Source organism: Brevundimonas sp. SH203 (assembly GCF_002157625.1).
Taxonomy (GTDB): Bacteria; Pseudomonadota; Alphaproteobacteria; order Caulobacterales; family Caulobacteraceae; genus Brevundimonas.
The window spans coordinates 592,097-609,135 of record NZ_BDMM01000002.1 but is presented as its reverse complement, the minus strand read 5'-3'; the positions used below and the strand labels follow the sequence as shown (position 1 = coordinate 609,135).

11 protein-coding genes are annotated in these 17,039 nt (G+C 68.4%); 3 read left to right on the top strand and 8 right to left on the bottom strand.

Annotation, left to right across the window (positions count from 1 at the left end; genetic code table 11):
• Positions 1 to 52 precede the first annotated feature (52 nt).
• Complete coding sequence (locus tag SH203_RS06885) at positions 53 to 1,408, bottom strand: dicarboxylate/amino acid:cation symporter (RefSeq protein WP_304528650.1); 1,356 nt, start codon at positions 1,406 to 1,408, stop codon at positions 53 to 55.
• A gap of 239 nt (positions 1,409 to 1,647) precedes the next feature.
• On the opposite strand from SH203_RS06885, the gene SH203_RS06880 reads away from it, so the two are divergent.
• On the top strand, positions 1,648 to 3,456 hold the full coding sequence (locus tag SH203_RS06880; RefSeq protein WP_087120092.1) for an ATP-binding protein: 1,809 nt from the start codon (positions 1,648 to 1,650) through the stop codon (positions 3,454 to 3,456).
• Positions 3,456 to 4,787 (top strand): sigma-54 dependent transcriptional regulator, encoded by a 1,332-nt coding sequence (locus SH203_RS06875; RefSeq protein WP_087120091.1) that lies wholly within the window; start codon positions 3,456 to 3,458, stop codon positions 4,785 to 4,787. The genes SH203_RS06880 and SH203_RS06875 overlap by 1 nt, the downstream gene beginning before the upstream one ends.
• Before the next feature lie 5 nt (positions 4,788 to 4,792).
• On the opposite strand, the gene SH203_RS06870 is transcribed toward SH203_RS06875, so the two are convergent.
• The 4 genes from SH203_RS06870 to SH203_RS06855 form a co-directional block, all read right to left on the bottom strand.
• Positions 4,793 to 8,218 carry a polysaccharide deacetylase family protein gene (locus SH203_RS06870; RefSeq protein ID WP_087120090.1) on the bottom strand — a complete coding sequence of 1,142 codons (3,426 nt, stop codon included), beginning with the start codon at positions 8,216 to 8,218 and terminating at the stop codon, positions 4,793 to 4,795.
• 125 nt (positions 8,219 to 8,343) lie between these two features.
• Positions 8,344 to 9,270: a DMT family transporter gene (locus SH203_RS06865; protein WP_087120089.1), complete on the bottom strand. Its 927-nt coding sequence runs from the start codon at positions 9,268 to 9,270 to the stop codon at positions 8,344 to 8,346.
• A 16-nt stretch (positions 9,271 to 9,286) separates the two neighbouring features.
• Positions 9,287 to 10,237 (bottom strand): alpha/beta hydrolase, encoded by a 951-nt coding sequence (locus SH203_RS06860; protein WP_087120088.1) that lies wholly within the window; start codon positions 10,235 to 10,237, stop codon positions 9,287 to 9,289.
• Positions 10,234 to 10,899, bottom strand: a complete 666-nt coding sequence (locus tag SH203_RS06855; protein WP_087120087.1) for a Crp/Fnr family transcriptional regulator — start codon at positions 10,897 to 10,899, stop codon at positions 10,234 to 10,236. The genes SH203_RS06860 and SH203_RS06855 overlap by 4 nt, the downstream gene beginning before the upstream one ends.
• 119 nt (positions 10,900 to 11,018) lie before the next feature.
• On the opposite strand from SH203_RS06855, the gene SH203_RS06850 reads away from it, so the two are divergent.
• Entirely contained in the window at positions 11,019 to 11,753 is a 735-nt protein-coding gene (locus SH203_RS06850; protein WP_087120086.1) for a class II aldolase/adducin family protein, read from the top strand.
• On the opposite strand, the gene SH203_RS06845 is transcribed toward SH203_RS06850, so the two are convergent.
• From SH203_RS06845 to SH203_RS06835, 3 genes are all read right to left on the bottom strand, one after another.
• Positions 11,743 to 13,239, bottom strand: coding sequence for a PLP-dependent aminotransferase family protein (locus tag SH203_RS06845; protein ID WP_200808829.1), 1,497 nt, complete (start codon positions 13,237 to 13,239; stop codon positions 11,743 to 11,745). The genes SH203_RS06850 and SH203_RS06845 overlap by 11 nt on opposite strands.
• A gap of 64 nt (positions 13,240 to 13,303) precedes the next feature.
• The gene (locus SH203_RS06840; protein WP_200808828.1) at positions 13,304 to 15,520 is read right to left on the bottom strand and encodes a TonB-dependent receptor; all 2,217 of its coding nucleotides are present in this window, start codon (positions 15,518 to 15,520) and stop codon (positions 13,304 to 13,306) included.
• Positions 15,521 to 15,639: 119 nt separating this feature from the next.
• Entirely contained in the window at positions 15,640 to 16,896 is a 1,257-nt protein-coding gene (locus tag SH203_RS06835; protein WP_087120204.1) for an MFS transporter, read from the bottom strand.
• Between the last annotated feature and the right edge of the window lie 143 nt (positions 16,897 to 17,039).

The following is a 17,039-nucleotide window of genomic DNA, read 5'->3' as shown; positions in this document are numbered from 1 at the left end:
GGCCGCCGTTGTGCCGGCGGTCCCGTCTGCTGTTGTTTGTCGTGCTCGCGCCTCAGTCCTTGGCGAGGACCAGATCGTCTCCGGGGCCGGCCGCCGGATCGGGTCCGACGGCGATCGGTTGCGGTTGTCCGTTCAGCGCGGCGGTCAGGGCGTCGCGATCCAGCGCGTTCTCCCAGCGGGCCACCACGATGGTCGCCACGGCGTTGCCGATGAAGTTGGTCAGGGCCCGGCACTCGCTCATGAAGCGGTCGATACCCAGGATCAGCGCCATGCCGGCGACCGGCACGTCCGGCACGACCGACAGGGTCGCCGCCAGGGTGATGAAGCCCGCGCCGGTGATGCCCGCCGCGCCCTTTGAGCTGAGCATCGCCACCAGCAACAGGGTGATCTGCTGCCACAGCGTCAGCTCGATGTTCAGCGCCTGGGCGATGAACAGGGCCGCCATCGTCATATAGATGTTGGTGCCGTCCAGATTGAACGAATAACCGGTCGGCACGACCAGTCCGACCACAGACTTTGCGGCGCCCGCCCGCTCCATCTTGGAGATCAGGCTGGGCAGGGCGGCCTCGGAGCTGGAGGTGCCCAGCACCAGCAGCAGTTCTTCCTTCAGATACCGGATCAGCTTCAGGATCGAGAAGCCGTTGGCGATGCCCACCAGGCCCAGCACGCCGACGACGAAGATGATGGCCGTGGCGTAGAAGGTGACGATCAGCGCCGCCAGATTGGCGATCGAGGCGATGCCATAGGCGCCGATGGTGAAGGCGAAGGCGCCGAACGCCCCGATGGGCGCCGCCTTCATGACGATGGCCACCAGTTTGAACACCGCCACGCTCAGCGTCTCGAACAGGTCGAGCACCGGCTGGGCGCGGTCGCCGATCAGCGCCAGGGAGACGCCGAACAGGATGGAGACGAACAGCACCTGCAGGATGTTGCCGGTCGAGAAGGCGCTGACCAGGGTGTCGGGAATGACGCCCATCAGGAAGCCGACGATGGTGCTTTCATGCGCGGCGGCGGCATATTGCTCGACGGCGCCGGCGTTCAGGCTGGCCGGGTCGATGTTCAGCCCGTGGCCGGGACGCACGATGTTGGCGATGATCAGTCCGACGATCAGGGCCAGGGTCGAGAAGACCAGGAAATAGGCGAAGGCCTTGGCCGCCACCCGCCCGACGCTGCCCAGGTCGCGCATTCCGGCGATGCCGGTCACGATGGTCAGGAAGATCACCGGCGCGATCACCATCTTCACCAGCTTGATGAAGCCGTCGCCCAACGGCTTCAGGCTCTCGCCGAAGTCGGGCCAGAAATGACCGATCAGCGCGCCCAGGGCGATGGCGATCAACACCTGGAAATACAGGTGCCGATAGAAAGGACGACGCACCACCGGCGCGGCTTCTGACGGAACTGGGATCACGAAAGGCTCCTGATTTGCGGCGAGGCCGCAGTCTCCTCGATGGGCGCGATCTTCGCCACGCTCCGTTCCAGACGACCATCCCGCACTCCGCCAGCGACGCAAAGCGGGACACGGACAGTCGGCCATTTCATTGTATTTTCTGAATTATATTCGCCATTCATCACTCCTACGCGCCGCGTCAGTGCGGTATTTCGCGCAGACGACTAGCATTCGCGTGTGATAATCCGCACAATTACGCCATGTCGTGGCTATCTTCATCGGACCCTGCTCGCCAGAAACCCGCACGGACGAATCTGTGGCTGGGTCTGGCCGTCTGTATCGTCGTCGCCGTCCTCGCCGCCGTGACGGCGGGCGAAGTGGCGCGACGCGACGCGGAGGCGGAACTGGCCCGTCAGGCCCAGGCTGCGGCCGCCCTTCACGCCGCCGTCCTGCGCAGCGAGTTGGAGAAGCACCGCTCCCTGCCCCTGGCGCTGTCCGGCGATCCCGACATCGCGAGCCTGCTGAAATCGCGCGCGACGGCCGCCGACGCGGTCAATGCGAAGCTGGAAGGTTTGGCGCGTCAGACGCGAGCGGCGGCCATCTATGTCATCGACGCCGGTGGCCGCACGCGCGCCGCCAGCAACTGGCGCCTGCCGACCAGTTTCGTCGGGGCCGATTACGGTTTCCGCCCCTATTTCATCAATGCGATGCGAAGCGCTCAGGCCGAATTCTTCGCCCTCGGCACCGTGTCCGGTCGGCCGGGCCTTTATCTGGCGCGTCGCGTCGACGCCGCCGATGGCGCGCCGCTTGGCGTCGTCGTGGTCAAGGTGGAGTTCGACGCGCTTGAGGCGGAATGGCGGGCGTCGGGCGAGCCGGCCTATGTCGTCGATCCGACCGGCGTGGTCCTGATCACCAGCGTCCCCGATTGGCGGTTCAGAACGCTTGATCCACTGGATGAGACGCGCCGTCGCCTGACCCTGAACGGCCAGACGCTGCGGCCCGAAGCCCTGCGTCCCCTGCCCTTCGACACGCCCGCGAACGACCGGCCTCGCCTGATCCAGACCTCGCCCATCGGCGGCGAACAACGGTGGATGCACGCCGCCGTCACGACCGACACGCCGGGCTGGACGCTGCACCTGCTGTCGCCCAGCCGGGGCGCCGTGGAGGCCGCCGTGGCCAGCGCCCGCGCCCTGGCGGCCCTGATCGTGACCCTGCTGGCGGGGCTGGCGGCGGTCCTGCTGCGCCGCCGCCAACAGGCCTTGATCCGCGCCCGCGCCGAGGAGGACGCCCGGCACGAACTGGAGCGCCGCATCGACGAGCGCACCCGCGAACTCAGCAACCAGATCGAGGAGCGGCGGCGCGCCGAGGCGGCCCGCGAAAGGCTGCGCGACGAACTGGTCCAGGCCAGCAAACTGGCCGCGCTGGGTCAGATCGTGGCCAGCGTGGCCCACGAGATCAACCAGCCCGTCGCCGCCATCCAGACCCAGGCCGAAACCGCCGCCGTCCTGCTGGATCGCCAGGACGCCGCGACGGCGCGCACCGCCTTGTCGCGCATCGGCGACCTGACGCAACGGATCGGCGCCATCACCGAGGGCTTGCGCACCTTCTCGCGCAAGACCGATCCCAAGATCGGCGTGGTGCGGCTGGAGAACGCCATCCACGGCGCCCTCTTGCTCACGCGCGGGCGTCTGGACGAGGGCGGCGTCGCCCTGATCCGCGAGGGCGACGCCGACGTAGCCGTTCGCGCCGACCGTTTCCGTCTGGAACAGGTGATCGTCAATCTGGTCAAGAACGCCGCCGAGGCGCTGGAGGGCCGTCCCGGCGCCCGGCTGACGTTGCGGGTCGAGCGGTCGGCGGACCGGGTTCGCCTGATCGTCGCCGACAACGGGCCGGGCGTGCCGGACCCGGTTCGCGCCCAACTGTTCACCCCCTTCGTCACCACCCGCGCCAACGGCCTGGGGCTGGGTCTGGTGATCTGTCGCGATCTGGTGGCCGGGTTCGGCGGCGAGTTGGATCTGATCGAAACGAACGAAGGCGCGACCTTCGTCGCCACACTGAGGACCGCCTGATGCAGTTCGCCCGCCTGACCGCCGTCGCCCTGGTCGAGGACGACGCCGATTTCCGCCAGGCCCTGGTCGAGCGGCTGGCGCTGGAGGGACTAGACGTGCGCGCCTTCGCCGCCGCCGACGCCGCGCTGAAGGCCATCGACGCGGACTTTCCCGGCGTGGTCGTCACCGACCTCAGGATGCCGGGCTTCGACGGACGCCAGTTGCTGGACCGGCTGCAGGCGCTGGATGCGACCCTGCCGGTTATCATGATCACCGGCCACGGCGACGTCGCCGATGCGGTCGCGGCCATGCAGACGGGGGCCTATGACTTCGTGGCGAAACCCTTTCCGTTTGAGCGGTTGCAGGACAGTCTTAACCGGGCGCTGGAAAAGCGGGGTCTGGTGCTGGAGAACCGTCGCCTGCTGGCCATGGCTTCCGACAGCGGCCAGGAACTGCCGCTGGCCGGCGCCTCGCGCGCCATCGTCGCCCTGCGCGCCACCATCGCCCAGATCGCCGACGCTCGCATGGACGTGCTGATCGAAGGCGAGACCGGAACGGGCAAGGAGGCGGTCGCCCGCGCCCTGCATAACGGCGGCCGGCGTCGGCTGGCGCCCTTCGTCGCGGTCAACTGCGGCGCCCTGCCCGACGGTCTGATCGAAAGCGAACTGTTCGGGCATGAGTTGGGCGCCTTCGCCGGCGCGCTGCGCCGTCGCGTCGGCCATGTCGAGCGCGCCCACAACGGTTCGCTGTTCCTGGACGAGGTCGAGAGCATGCCCCTGGCCGTTCAGGTCAAGATGCTGCGGGTGCTGGAGGAACGGGAGGTTCATCCCATCGGCGCCAACGAGCCGCGCGCGCTCGATCTGCGCATTCTGGCCTCGTCCAAGATCGATCTGGAGGCGGCCGCACGTGCTGGGGCGTTTCGCGAAGACCTCTATTATCGGCTGAACGTGGTGCGGCTGCGCGTGCCGCCGCTGCGCGAGCGGCGCGAGGACATTCCCCTGCTGTTCGCCCACTTCCTGCGCCGCGCCGCCGATCGCCACGGGATCGAGCCACCCGCGATCTCGGACAGCGTGCGTCGTCGCCTGGTTGAGGCCGACTGGCCCGGCAACATCCGCGAACTGGCGCACTTCGCCGAACGGGTCGCCCTGTCGCTGGATGACGCCGCCCGCCCGGCCGACGACGGCCTGAGCCTGCCTGACCGTCTCAATCGGTTCGAGGCGGAACTGCTGCGCGACGCCCTTCAGGCCCACCGGGGCGACATCGCGGCCGTTCTGGCCGAGATGCGCGTCCCGCGAAAGACCCTGTACGACAAGCTGGCCCGCCACGGCCTGAAGCCGGCCGTCTTCCGCTAGGCGCCTCAGCCGGCAGGCGCCTGGACGTCTCCGGTGCGCTTCAGCTTGCCCCAGGTCTGACCCAGGCCCGACAAGGCCCGCTCCAGCGCGCGCCAGACGACCACATACATGATCTGGCGATAGACGAACCGCTGGGTGGGCAGCAGCCACAGGTCGCCGCGCTTCTCACGATCAAACCCATAGGCGATCCAGCCCGCCGCCAGCTCCAGCAGGGTGAAGGCGACATAGACGCCCAGCGTGAACCACAACGTCGGGTTCGGCGCCGCATCCACATCGGCGTGCTGCGCCGCCGCCAACCAGGCCAACCCCTGCATCAGGATCGCGGCCGCCAGTTGCAGATCGATCAGCGGCGCCAGCACCTGACCCACGATCTGGAACAGCCACAGGCTGGGCAGGGCCAGGCCGCCGAACCAGCCGTGCCGGAAGGTGGAGCGACGGTGCTTCCACAGGCATTGCAGGGTTCCAAAGCTCCAGCGGAAGCGCTGTTTCAACAGACCGCCCAGCGACGACGGCGCCTCGGTGAAGGCCAGGGCCATCGGCTCGTTGGCGATGACCCAGCCCGCTTCGCGCACCCGCCAGGTCAGGTCCATGTCCTCGGCCAGGGTGTCGGAGCGATAACCGCCCAGGTTTCGCAACGCCTCGGTGCGCCAGGCCCCGATGGCGCCCGGCACCACCGTCACCGCATTCAGCAGGGCCAGCGCCCGCCGGTCGATGTTCTGGCTGGTGATATATTCGATGGACTGCCAGCGCGTGACCAGATTGCTGCGATTGCCGACCTTCACATTGCCCGCCACCGCCCCGACCTTGGGATCGGCGAACCAGGCGGCCAGAATCGCCAGGGCGTCGCCCGACAACTGGGTGTCGGCGTCCACGCCCACGACCACGGGGGCCGTCGCCTCCTTGAGGGCCAGGTTCAAGGCCGAAGCCTTGCCGCCGTTCGCCTTGCGCGTCAGCCGCACGCGCGGATCATCGGCGAAGGCGGCCGCCACGACGTCATAGGTGCCGTCCGTCGACCCGTCGTCCACCACCAGAACCGAGACATCCACGTCCCGACTGGCCAACAGACTGTCCAGCGTTCGCCGGATCACGGTCGCCTCGTTATAGGCCGCGACCAGCACGTCCACGCGCGGCTTGGGCGCCGCCGGGTCCAGCGGCTCGGCCCGACGCCTGCGCCGCGACGCCAGCGCCAGCATCAGAACGATCCGCGCCAGACCCAGGCCGATGGCCAGGTTGAAGCCGACGAACAGGACCACACCGACGGCGTGGGAGAAGCCGAAGGCTGCCGAATCCGCCGCGATCAGCGACCGCTCGCCCTTCGGCAGAGCCGGCATGGTCTGATCCGGCGTGCGTCCGACCAGACCGCCGATGGTGGTCAGGGTGTAGCCCCGCGCCCTCAGGGCGTCGATCAGCACCGGCAGGGCCTTGACCGTCGCCGAACGGTCGCCGCCAGCGTCGTGCAGCAGGACGGCGTGGCCCGCATCGGCCTGGGCCAGAACGTCGGCCACGATCTCGTCGGGGCGCAGACGATGGGTTCCCCCATCCGGGTTTGGACGGTTCAGGTTCCAGTCGTTCGGGTCGATGGATTCCCCTGCGGTCGTATAGCCCAGCTTGGACGCCACCGCGATCGGCAGGATTTCGCCATAGGATTCCGGTTCTGAATCGGCGTTGTAGGGCGGACGGAACAGCGTGACCTGGCGCCCCAGAATGCTCTCCAGCGCCCGGTCGGTGGCGGTCAGTTCCAGCCGCACCCGCTCCTCGTCCACATGGGCCATGTTGGGGTGGGTGAAGGAGTGGTTGCCGATCTCGTGGCCCTCGTCACGCACGCGCCGGACCAGGGCGGGATTGGCCGCCGCCGATCCGCCGATCATGAAGAAGGTGGCCTTCACGCCCTTGGCCTTCAGCACGTCGAGGATTTCGGGCGTCCATTCGGGGTCCGGGCCGTCGTCGAACGTCAGGGCCAGGGTGCGATCCGGCGCGCCGGTGCGCCGCACGGTCCAGGCCGAGGGCCAGCGCGTCCAGACCTCGTCGCTGATCAGGCCGCTGACCGGATCGACGGCGATGCGCCGCTCGCCCGGATGGGGGGTGTCGATCACGTTCAGCAACTCGCCCTGGCCGGTGAAGGCGATCTGCTGGGTCAGGGCGACATGCTCCAGCGCGGGGATGACGGTGATCGCGGGCGCGGCCTGACGACCGAACACCTTCCAGCTGGCGGGATCTTCCTCGCCCAGCGCCCACAGCGATGCGCCGCGCAGTCCCCTCTGGCGCCCCATCGTCATGGCGTTGGCGACCGAGGCGGCGTCCTGCATCCAGACCTCGTGCGCGTGGCCCTGATCGTCGGTGTAGCGGAAGGTGGGCTGCAGCGCCTGGGGATCGAAATCGACCACATTGGCCGGATTGTCCTCGGGCCGATAACCGCGCGCCGTCGCCAGCGCCGCCGTGGTGGTCAGCGATTCGGCCGAACGATCCCCGTCGCGCCAGTCGTAGGAATAGGCTCCGATGCCCAGGATCAGCTTGTCCGCCGGAACCAGGCGCGTGAACCGCGTCAACGCCTTGTCCACGAACAGGGCAGACGAGATCGGCCCCGGCAGGCTGTCTTCCCCGTGTTCGTCATAGGCCATGATGGCGGCGTAATCGACGACATCGGACAGGACGCGAATGTCGTGGTCGCTCAGCCCCACTTCCAGGGCGATGGACAGTTCGCCACCCTGGGCGTGCAGGCGCTGACGCAGTTGGGCCAGCCACGGCGTCAGCCGTTCGATCTGTTCCGGCGTCACCTGTTCGAAGTCGATCTGAAGACCGGCGAAGCCGTTCACGCGCACGAAGTCTAGCAGGTGGTTCATGACGGTCTGGGCGTTGGCCGGGGCCAGCATCCGATCAATCCGCCCGGCGTCGAAGTGACCCTCGGTGGCGTTGCCGACCACGGGCACGATCTTGACCCCATGCGCCCGCGCCGCCGCGATCAGGGGCTTGGTGGTCGGGTTGCGCGTCGGGTCCCAGTCCTTGGTCAGGATGTCGCCGCCGTCGTCGCGAAGCTCGATCCAGGTCGGATAGACATGGGTCAGGTCGCCCGCATGGCGCGTGAACGAATCCAGCGCGCCGTCCTCCCACGGGGCGAACCAGGCGCCGGCGATGGGGGCGCCGCTGGTCGAGATGGCGCGCGCGGGCCGCCGCTCCCGATGGGCGATATAGTTCAGCAGGGCCCGTTCGGCGCCGTGGGTGCGCCGCGCGACCACCGAGGCCGCCGGCGACACGACGGACAGTCCCGTCAGGTTGGGCAGGATCATCAGACTGGCCACGAAGCCCGCCAGGACGACGCCCGCCACGATCGCGGCCGCCATCGCGGCGATCCGCATCCGCCGCGCCCGACGCCCGGTCGCGTCCAGAAACACCGCCGGCCCGTCGCCATGCGGTTTAGAAGCGTCAGAATTCATCCCAGCCAAGCCCAACCCCACGCGGCCGATCCCGCGTCATTTGGCCGCATATCCATCAAGAACGGCGGGATGTGGGCGAAGCTGCGCCGAGGACGCGGCGTCAATTCGGCCGACCTGATGTCCTACTAACGATCCGCCCGTCCAAGCCTTGAACGGTCGTCGACGGCGCGGGGTCGCAGGTTGGCCCTCTGCGCCAGAGCGACGCCGATCAGGACGATGACGGCGCCGGCGGCCTGAATCGGCGTCAGCGATTCGCCGAACACGAACCAGCCCAGGGCGCCGGCGACGATGGGCTGGATCAGAATGGTGACGGCGGTGGTCGATGTCGGCAGACGACCCAGCGCCCAGGCGACCCCGCCCTGCCCCACGACATGAACGAGCCCCATGCCCGCGCAGGCGGCCCAGCCGCTCAGGGTCGCGGGCAGCAGGGTTTCGCGCATGGCCAACGCGGCGAGCAGCATCAGGGGGGCCCCGATCAGACTGGCCCACAGGGTGATCCGCAGGGCGCCCGCCGCCTGTCGCGCCGCCTTAACCGCCAAGAAATAGCCCGCATACCAGACCGCCACGGACAGGCTGAACAGGTCGCCGAGCGCGGGCTGCGACACCTGGGCGGGGTCCGATCCCGCCGCCATGCCGAAGGCGCCGCCAAGCGCGAGAACGAGGGCCAGAAGGAACAGCCGACGCGGCGGTTCCTTGAGGACGATCCACCCGAACAGCGTCACGACCACGGGCGTCAGGTTGCACAGCACGGTGGCGTTGACGACCGACGTCAGGGCGATGCCGTAATGCCAGAAGGCCAGGTCGAGCGCGAGAAAGACGCCCGCCAGCGCCATCCACCGATCCGGCGCGCCGACGCCCTCCCCGCCCCGTCGCAGGCACAGCATCGCCAGCAGAGGCAGGGCGAAGGCGAAACGCCAGAAGCCCGCCGCCGCCGGTCCCGTCTCGGTCAGACGAACCAGGATCGGCGCCAGACCCAGCACGCAGGCGCTGACGATCAGGACCGCAAGCGGCCATACGCCCGACGAAGCCGGATGGGCTTCGGGATCGTCCACGCCCCCTATCAATCGCTCAGTCCTTCACGGTTTCGGCCAGGAAGGCGAACATCCGCTCCAGCGCCGAGGCGGCGATTCCGCATGGGAAGGCCACGAAGCCGTGTGCGCCGCCTGGCGCGATGGACAGTTCGGCGCGATTGCCCGCCGCGCGCCAGCGGGCGTGCATGAACAGCGTGTCGTCCAGCAGGGCGTCGCGCGTCCCGACGGTGAACAGGGCCGGACACAGGCCGGACAGATCGGCGAACAGCGGCGACAGGTCCGGCGCGGCCCGGTCGAGCGGTTCGGGCGCGAAGGCGTCGATGAAGGCCGCCATGTCGCGGGTTCTGAGAACCAGACGCTCGTCGCCAAAGGCGCGGGCGCTGGGCGTCAGGCGCAGGTCGTAACAGCCGAAACCCAGATTGGCGCAACGGAAGGGCGTCAGTCCATGACGGTCCCGCAGGCGGATGACGGTCAGGGCCGCCAGATGCGCGCCGGCGGATTCGCCGCCGATGGCCTTCAAGGGCGCGCCCAGCGCCTGCTCGCCCTCGGTCGCCAGCCAGACCGCCGCCGCCTCGCAGTCATCGGGGCCGGCGGGGAACGGATGTTCGGGGGCCAGGCGATAGTCGACGCTGACGACGGTCAGCCCCGTGGCGTCGGCCAGACGCTCCAGCAAGGGGTCCTGCTGATCCACCGCGCCCAGAACCCAGCCGCCGCCGTGAACGTGCAGAAACAGCCCGTGCGGCCTTTCCGCCGGGATGATCCGCAACGCCAGCGGGCCGTCGGGTCCGGGAATGGTCAGGGTGCGGGCGCGGGCCGAGCGAACCAGAGGCGGAAACGGCGCGCCGCCGGCGGCGCGCAGGGCGCGAAAGGCCGGAGCGCCCACGTCCCACCAATCGGGCAGCTGGCTGGCCGCCGCGACGATGGCGGCGTTGACCATGCGCGTCTCGTCCGAGATCGCGGCGTCGGAAAAGAGGTCGTCGTCAGTCATGCCCTGTCCCTCGAAAGCTGCATCAGCCCCTGCCTGTCCCGCACCGACACGCAGCCGTAGCGCCGCTCGATCAGCCGCCCCTCCTCCATCCGCCGAAGGAGCGGGTTCAGGGTCTGGCGCGTCACGCCCACCAGGGTCGCCAGCGCGTCCTGGCTCAACCTGACCGCCCCGTCCGGCGCGGCGAGTTCGAGCAGCACCCCGGCCAGGCGCGCGAAGGGCGATTGCGCCAGAAGCCGACCCAGGTGCGTCAGGGCCTGACGATGCCGACGCGCCGTCAACCTGGCCAAGGCGGGCCACAGATGACCGTCCTCGCCGGTCAGGCGCATCCATCGGCGTTGAGACACGAACAGCAGGCGGCAATCGCCCTCGGCGACGGCGTCATGGGGACGGGGCTGACCGTCCAGCAGCGACAGTTCACCGAACCAGTCGCCCTTTCCCAGCACCAGATTGGTGACGTCTCGTCCGTCAGCCGACGGCGCGACCAGCCGCACGCCGCCGTCCAGCACGGCGTAGAGGCCGTTTCCCGCGTCGCCGCAGCGATAGATCCGTCGGCCGCTGCGGGCCGTCATCGTCGTCGCCTCGCGCAACACGGCGGCGCGTTGCACGGCGTTCAGAGCGGCGAACCACGGGTCGCCGTCGAGCAGGGTTTCTGGCGTCTTCACCCCCCGATCAAGGCAAGCGCGCGACCAAGTGTAAAGCGCGCGACAGTGTGGCTCCCCCGATTGGCGCAAGGTGGAACCAGACCCGCCGGACGGATCGGCGCGGAGGGGGAGACGGCGACATGGACGACATCGAACGCGCGTTGAGGATCGATCTGGCGGCGGCCTATCGGCTGGTCGCGCTTTATGGCTGGGACGATCTGATCTTCACCCATCTGTCCGTGCGTATCCCCGGACCCGACCACGCCTTTCTGATCAATCCCCAACACCTGATGTTCGAGGAGATCACCGCCTCGTCCCTGGTCAAGATCGACGTGGAGGGTCGCCCGCTGGACCCTGGATCGCCCCCGACCCATCCGGCGGGTTTCGTGATCCATTCGGCCATCCACATGGCGCGAGAGGACGCCCACGCAGTGATGCATCTGCACACCCCCCAGGGTCAGGCCGTGTCGGCCATGGCCGGGGGTCTGGAGCCCCTGACGCAAACGGCCATGCTGGTGCGCGACGATGTCGCCTATCACGCCTACGAAGGCGTCGCGACGGACCTAGAGGAGCGGGCGCGGCTGGTCGCGGACCTGAGGGATCGGTCCTCCATGATCCTGCGCAACCACGGAACCCTGACCATGGGCCGCACCGTCGCCGAGGCATTCCTGAGGCTCTATTTCCTGGAACGCGCCTGCGAGGCGCAGGTGATGGCGGGAACCGGCGGTTCGGGCGGGCTGACGTCGCCGCCACAGGCCGTGATCGCCAAGACCGCCGAGCAGGGCTCGAAGGGGCTGGACATGGCCGCCAATCACCTGGCATGGCCCGCCTTGCTGCGTAAGCTGGATCGGATCGATCCCGGCTTCAGGGCATGAGGGACCGGACCGCCTCCGCCAAACGGCCGACGCCCGCATCGATCCGGGAGGCGTCGATGGTCGACAGGCCCATGCGCATGTGAAGACGTTCAGGCGGCTCCGAGAAGAAGGGCCGTCCGCTTTCCAGCAGAACGCCCCGCGCCGCCGCCTCTCGCACCAGCGGCTCTTCCTCCAGACCGGCGGGGAAGGTCAGCCACAGCGACGATCCCTTGCCGCCCGTGATCTCCACCTCGGGCAGATCGCGGACGAGGGCGTCGCGCGCCGTGGTCCAGCGCCGGTCGGTCTCGGAGCGCAGCCGCCGGACCAGGCCGTTGTAATGGCCCTCGACCATGAAGATGGCGGCCAGCCGCTGATTGTTCAGCGGCGGGGTGCGATGGATCAGCCGGCGCAGGGCGCGCGCCTCGGCGATCAGTTCGGACGGCCCGACCATGTAGCCGAGCCTCACGCCGGGCGCGAGAACCTTGGAGAAGGTGCCGAGGTAGATGACCCGCCCGCCGTCATCGCCGCTTTTCAACGGCGGCGCGGCGGCGTCGACCGCCAGTTCGCCCTCGTAGTCGTCCTCGATCAGCAGGGCGTCCTGTCGCGTCGCCCAGTCCAGTAGCGCGCGGCGGCGATCCAGCCCCATCGACACGCCTGTCGGACATTGCCGTCCGGGCGTCACCACGGCGACATTCACCCCGTCCAAGGCGGCGCCGACCACCACCCCCTCGTGATCCAGCGGCAGGTCGCGAACCTCGCAGGCGCCCAGCGAAAAGATGTGGCGCGCGTCCGTATAGCCGGGGTTCTCCACCCCCACGACATCGCCGGACCTCACCAGCAGCCGCGACAGGAGATAAAGCCCCTCCTGCGCGCCCAGGGTGATCAGAATCTCGTCCGGGCGGGCCAGAACCCCGCGTCGGGGCAGGATGATCCGTCGAATCTGGTCGATCAGCAGCGGATCGTCCTCGATCACATTGTCGGCCGACCACCAGTCGACGGCCGCGCGCCCAAGCGCGTTTCTGGACGCCAGCCGCCAGGCGGGCAGCGGAAACAGCTTCTGGTCCACCTGACCGTACAGGAAGGGATAGGGATAGCTGCGCCAGTCCTTGGGCTTGGAAATCTGGCGCCAGTCGGCGATCCGACTGGTCATGCGGGCGCGCCAATCCACCCCCGCCTCGCCTCTGGGAGAGCCGGCGCTATCCGGCGAGGCGGCTGCAGGCCCTTCGGGCAGGGCCGGGGCGTCGGCGACGAAACAGCCGCGCCGGGCCGTGGCGTTCAGGATGCCGCGCGTGCTGAGTTCCTCATAGACGGCGATGACGGTGTTGCGCGCGATGCCCAGTTCGACGGCGAGCGCCCGGGACGAGGGCATGCGCTGACCTGGCGACAGCCGACCGCGCGCGATGGCGTCGATGATCGCCTGGCGGAGGCCGGATTGAAGCGATCCGGCCTCCTGTAGAAACATCTGCCGGGTCCAGGACACCGGCGGCGTCAGGTTCGAACTCGCCACGCCTGCCGTCACTCCATCTATGACGCTGGGCGTAGCATGTCGGGCGCGAACTGATAACCGGGCTTCAGAAGCGCAGTCGGACGGTCGCTCCATAGGTTCGCGGCGCATCGTAGAGGACCGCGTTCACGCCGATGACCGCCGTGCGGTTAGCGAACTTGATGTGTTCGCTGTCCGTGAGGTTCTGGCCCCAGATCGAAACCTCCCACCGCCCGTCCTGCGCCTCCAGCCCGATGCGGGCGTCGAACAACTCGTAGCCGGGGATGTAATAGGCCGGGCCGAAGGTCGGATGGATGACCTTGGGATCGAAGTTCTGGCTGGACTGCACGGAATAGCCCGCATGGGCGAACAGGTCGGCCCAGGACGTCAGCGGCCCGCGCCAGTCGGCGGCCAGATAGGCCTTGTTGCGCGGCGCATAGGGCGTCTGCACCCCGTTGGCGTCCAGCGGCACGCCCGCGACCAGACCGCCGCCGCCGGGGAAGCGCGTATATTCGCTGTCGTTATAGACGTAGTTGGCGCTGAGGGTCAGGCCCTGGATCGGCACGGCCGTCAGATCCAGCTCCAGACCGCGCGATTCCACCTCGCCCGCATTGCTCAGGCTGGAGACCAGGACGGTGGTGTTGTTGATCGTCCGCGAGGCGAAGCTGAAGACCTGGAAATCCTTGAACTGCTGCAGGAAGACCGTGGCGTTGACCCGCAGGCGGCGATCCAGAAGGTCGCTCTTCAGGCCCGCCTCATAGCTGGTGACGGTTTCGGAGCCGACGCGAATGCCGGCGTTGAACTGCGCCTGGCTCATCGCCTCCACGTTCCAGCCGCCGCTCTTGAAGCCGCGCGCCACCGAGGCGAACAGCATCGTCCGGTCGGTCAGGTGATAGTTGACGTTGGCCTTGGGCGTCAGGAAGCCGTCGGAGAAGGAGTCGTCGTAATCCGGGATCTGGCCGTTGATGATCCCCAGCGGATCGGAGACGAAATAGTCGCTCAGGCTCTTGCGCTCGCGCGTGTATCGCAGACCCAGACCGATCTCCAACGCCTCGGTCGGGCGGTAGTTGGCGTTGGCGAAGGCGCCCAGCGACTGAGTGTGGACCTTGCCGCCATACGGCACCTGGCGGTTGGCGTAGGCCGGGAAAGGCGCGGGCAGGACGGCGAAGGCCGGGCCGGCCAGCTGCAGGCCGCGATCCTCGTTGTTCTGATCGAAGTAATAGAGGCCCGCGACCCAGTCGAAGGCCCCGGCCTTCGACGAGGCCAGGCGCAGCTCCTGCGAAAACTGACGCGACTTCTGCGACAGATCGACGGTCAGGAAGTTGGCGGCGCCGGTTTCGTTGTTGAAATAGAGAACCTGCTCGCCCGAGCGATAGGCGGTGATCGACGTCAGCGTCAGGTCGCCCAGCTTCTGGTCCACCGTCAGGGACGCTCCGCCCGTGTCCCGATCCGCGCGGTCGTCGGCGTAGGAACGGAACTGATAGGGATCGGCCCCTGCGGCGGGTCGGGCGGTGTAGTGCAGGGTCGAGTTGCGGTCGCGAACCCCGTCGATGCTCAGATTGACGTCGGTGTCGTTATTGGGATGGAACCGCAGTTGCAGCCGCCCCGCCAGCGAATCGACGCCCATGTTGCGATGGCCCAGCAGGGTGTTCTCGTAATAGCCGTCGCTCTTGACCTTGGCGATCGAGGCCTGAAGCGACCAGGCCTCGTTCAGCGGCATATTGGCCCGTCCGGCCAGCCGGTAGTGACCGAAGTTCCCCGCCTCGGCCACCAGTTCGGCCTCGGGCGTCGCGGAAGGGCGTTTGGTGGTGATGGCGATCACGCCGGCATTGGTGTTCTTGCCGAACAAGGTGCCTTGCGGGCCGCGCAGGACGTCCACCTGCTGGGTGCCCAAAAGGGTCTGGTTGTTCATCCAGGAGCGCCCCAGGAACACCCCGTCCACATAGACGCCGACGCGGGCGTCATAGCCGGCGTTGCGCGAATAATCGACGATGCCGCGAATGCCGTAACGCCCCTGTTCGCTGCCGTCGCCGAAGCTGACGGCCGGCACGGCGCGTTCGATGTCCTGCAAGCGGACAGCGCCGATCTGCTCCAGGCTCTGGGCGGACAGGGTCTGGATCGACACCGGCACGTCCTGAAGGTTCTCGGCCCGCTTCTGCGCGGTGACGACGATCTCCTCCAGATTGGTCGCGGGCTGAGACGCAGCGGCGGCGTCCGGCGTCTTGTCCTGCGCCTGCACGACGCCGGCCGACAGGACCAGCGCGGCGACCGATGCGGACAGAACGAGGCTGTGGCGATAGTTCAAGATGTTTCCTCCCCAGGAAAGGCGGCTGGCTGTCGAGCGCCAACTCTGCCGATGACGATGTTCGCCGCACGCCTTCCCTTGCGTATTGGTCCAGCCTCGTGCGGATCGTGGCGCCAGTTTCAATCGGTCGACTTGGTCCACGTCGGATAGGGGCCCAGCACCACCAGCAGGGCCGCCGCGACCACATTGGCGACCATCAGGCCGATGATCGGAACCAGGGCGCCGCCGGCGCCGGCCAGCGCCAGGGCGAACACCGGCGGTCCCAGGGCCGCGCCCAGCAGGAAGGCGACATTGTGCCAGCTGTAGATCTGCGACAGGGCGCGCGGGCCGAAGTAGCGGCCGACCAGGAAGGTCAGCAGGTCCGTCTCCGCTCCCGCCGCCGCGCCCAGCAGCACCGCCGCGAGAACGGCGACCAGTCCCATCCCCGGCAGGTCCAGCAGCAGCCACGACCCTGCGACCGCCATCAGTATGCCCGCCGCCCCGACGTAGGGCGCATGATAGCGGTCCATCAGCATGCCGAAGATGACGCGCGCCGCCAGCAGCGACAGGCCCGAGATCGACTGGATCATCGCGGCCTGGGCGATGGTCAGGGACGACGCCTTGGTCAGCAGATGGATGATGTTGCCCAGCACCGCATAGTTGGTGAAGCCGACCAGGGCGAAGATCGCCAGAATGAGCCAGAAGGCGCGATTTCGCAGGGCCTCGCCCATGGTCAGGCCCAGGGTCGCGCGATCCGCCGCCATCGTCGCATCCGGCGAGGCGTCGCCGTCCGCGAACTGACCGACCTCGGCCGGATCGTCGCGCACCAGCAAAAAGACGGCGGGCAGGATGACGACCACCAGCACGCCCGCCAGCACCAGCAGCGTCAGCCGCCAGTCCAGCGTCTGAATGAGCCGCTGCGTCAGCCAGGGCAGGACGGCGGCGCCGATCCCCTGCCCGGACACGGCTATGCCAAGGGCCAGCCCCCTGCGCCGGTCGAACCACAATGACAGGGCCCGCAGATAGACGATCGGATTGGTGAAGGCGCCCACCAGTCCCATGGCGCCGTAGAAGACATAGACCTGGGCGACCGAATGCCGGATCAGGGCGCCGGACGCGATCAGAACGGCGAAGGCGACGATCCCGACCGTCGCCACCCGGCGCGATCCGAACCGATCCACCGCCCGCCCGGCGAACGGCACGGCCAACAAGGCGCAGACCAGAAAGGTCGAAAGCGCACCCGACATGTCCGCCTGATCCCAGCCGAACACCGCGGACCACCGGGCGGTCAGCACTCCGAAGGTCGAGGCCGCCAGACTGGTGCCGCACAGGGTCAGGGCGACCAGAACCCCCCCGACCACGGACCAGCCCGAGAACCTCTTTCCACCGCCGGACATCGCGCCCTCCCCTGTTTCCATGCGGTCGTGACGCCGCCTTGCGACGACCTTAGGCGAAGCTTTCGGGCAGGCAACGGGCGCCGCTTCTGGCTCCCCGGTTTGCATCGTGCTGGACCAAGCGTCGATCCTGGCCAAGATGATTG

Bases quoted from the DNA above. Each gene is read 5' to 3' on its own strand.
- SH203_RS06860 (WP_087120088.1), bottom strand. From the start codon at position 10,237: ATGACTGACGACGACCTCTTTTCCGACGCCGCGATCTCGGACGAGACG.
- SH203_RS06870 (WP_087120090.1), bottom strand. From the start codon at position 8,218: ATGAATTCTGACGCTTCTAAACCGCATGGCGACGGGCCGGCGGTGTTT.
- SH203_RS06880 (WP_087120092.1), top strand. From the start codon at position 1,648: ATGTCGTGGCTATCTTCATCGGACCCTGCTCGCCAGAAACCCGCACGG.
- SH203_RS06850 (WP_087120086.1), top strand. From the start codon at position 11,019: ATGGACGACATCGAACGCGCGTTGAGGATCGATCTGGCGGCGGCCTAT.
- SH203_RS06835 (WP_087120204.1), bottom strand. From the start codon at position 16,896: ATGTCCGGCGGTGGAAAGAGGTTCTCGGGCTGGTCCGTGGTCGGGGGG.
- SH203_RS06875 (WP_087120091.1), top strand. From the start codon at position 3,456: ATGCAGTTCGCCCGCCTGACCGCCGTCGCCCTGGTCGAGGACGACGCC.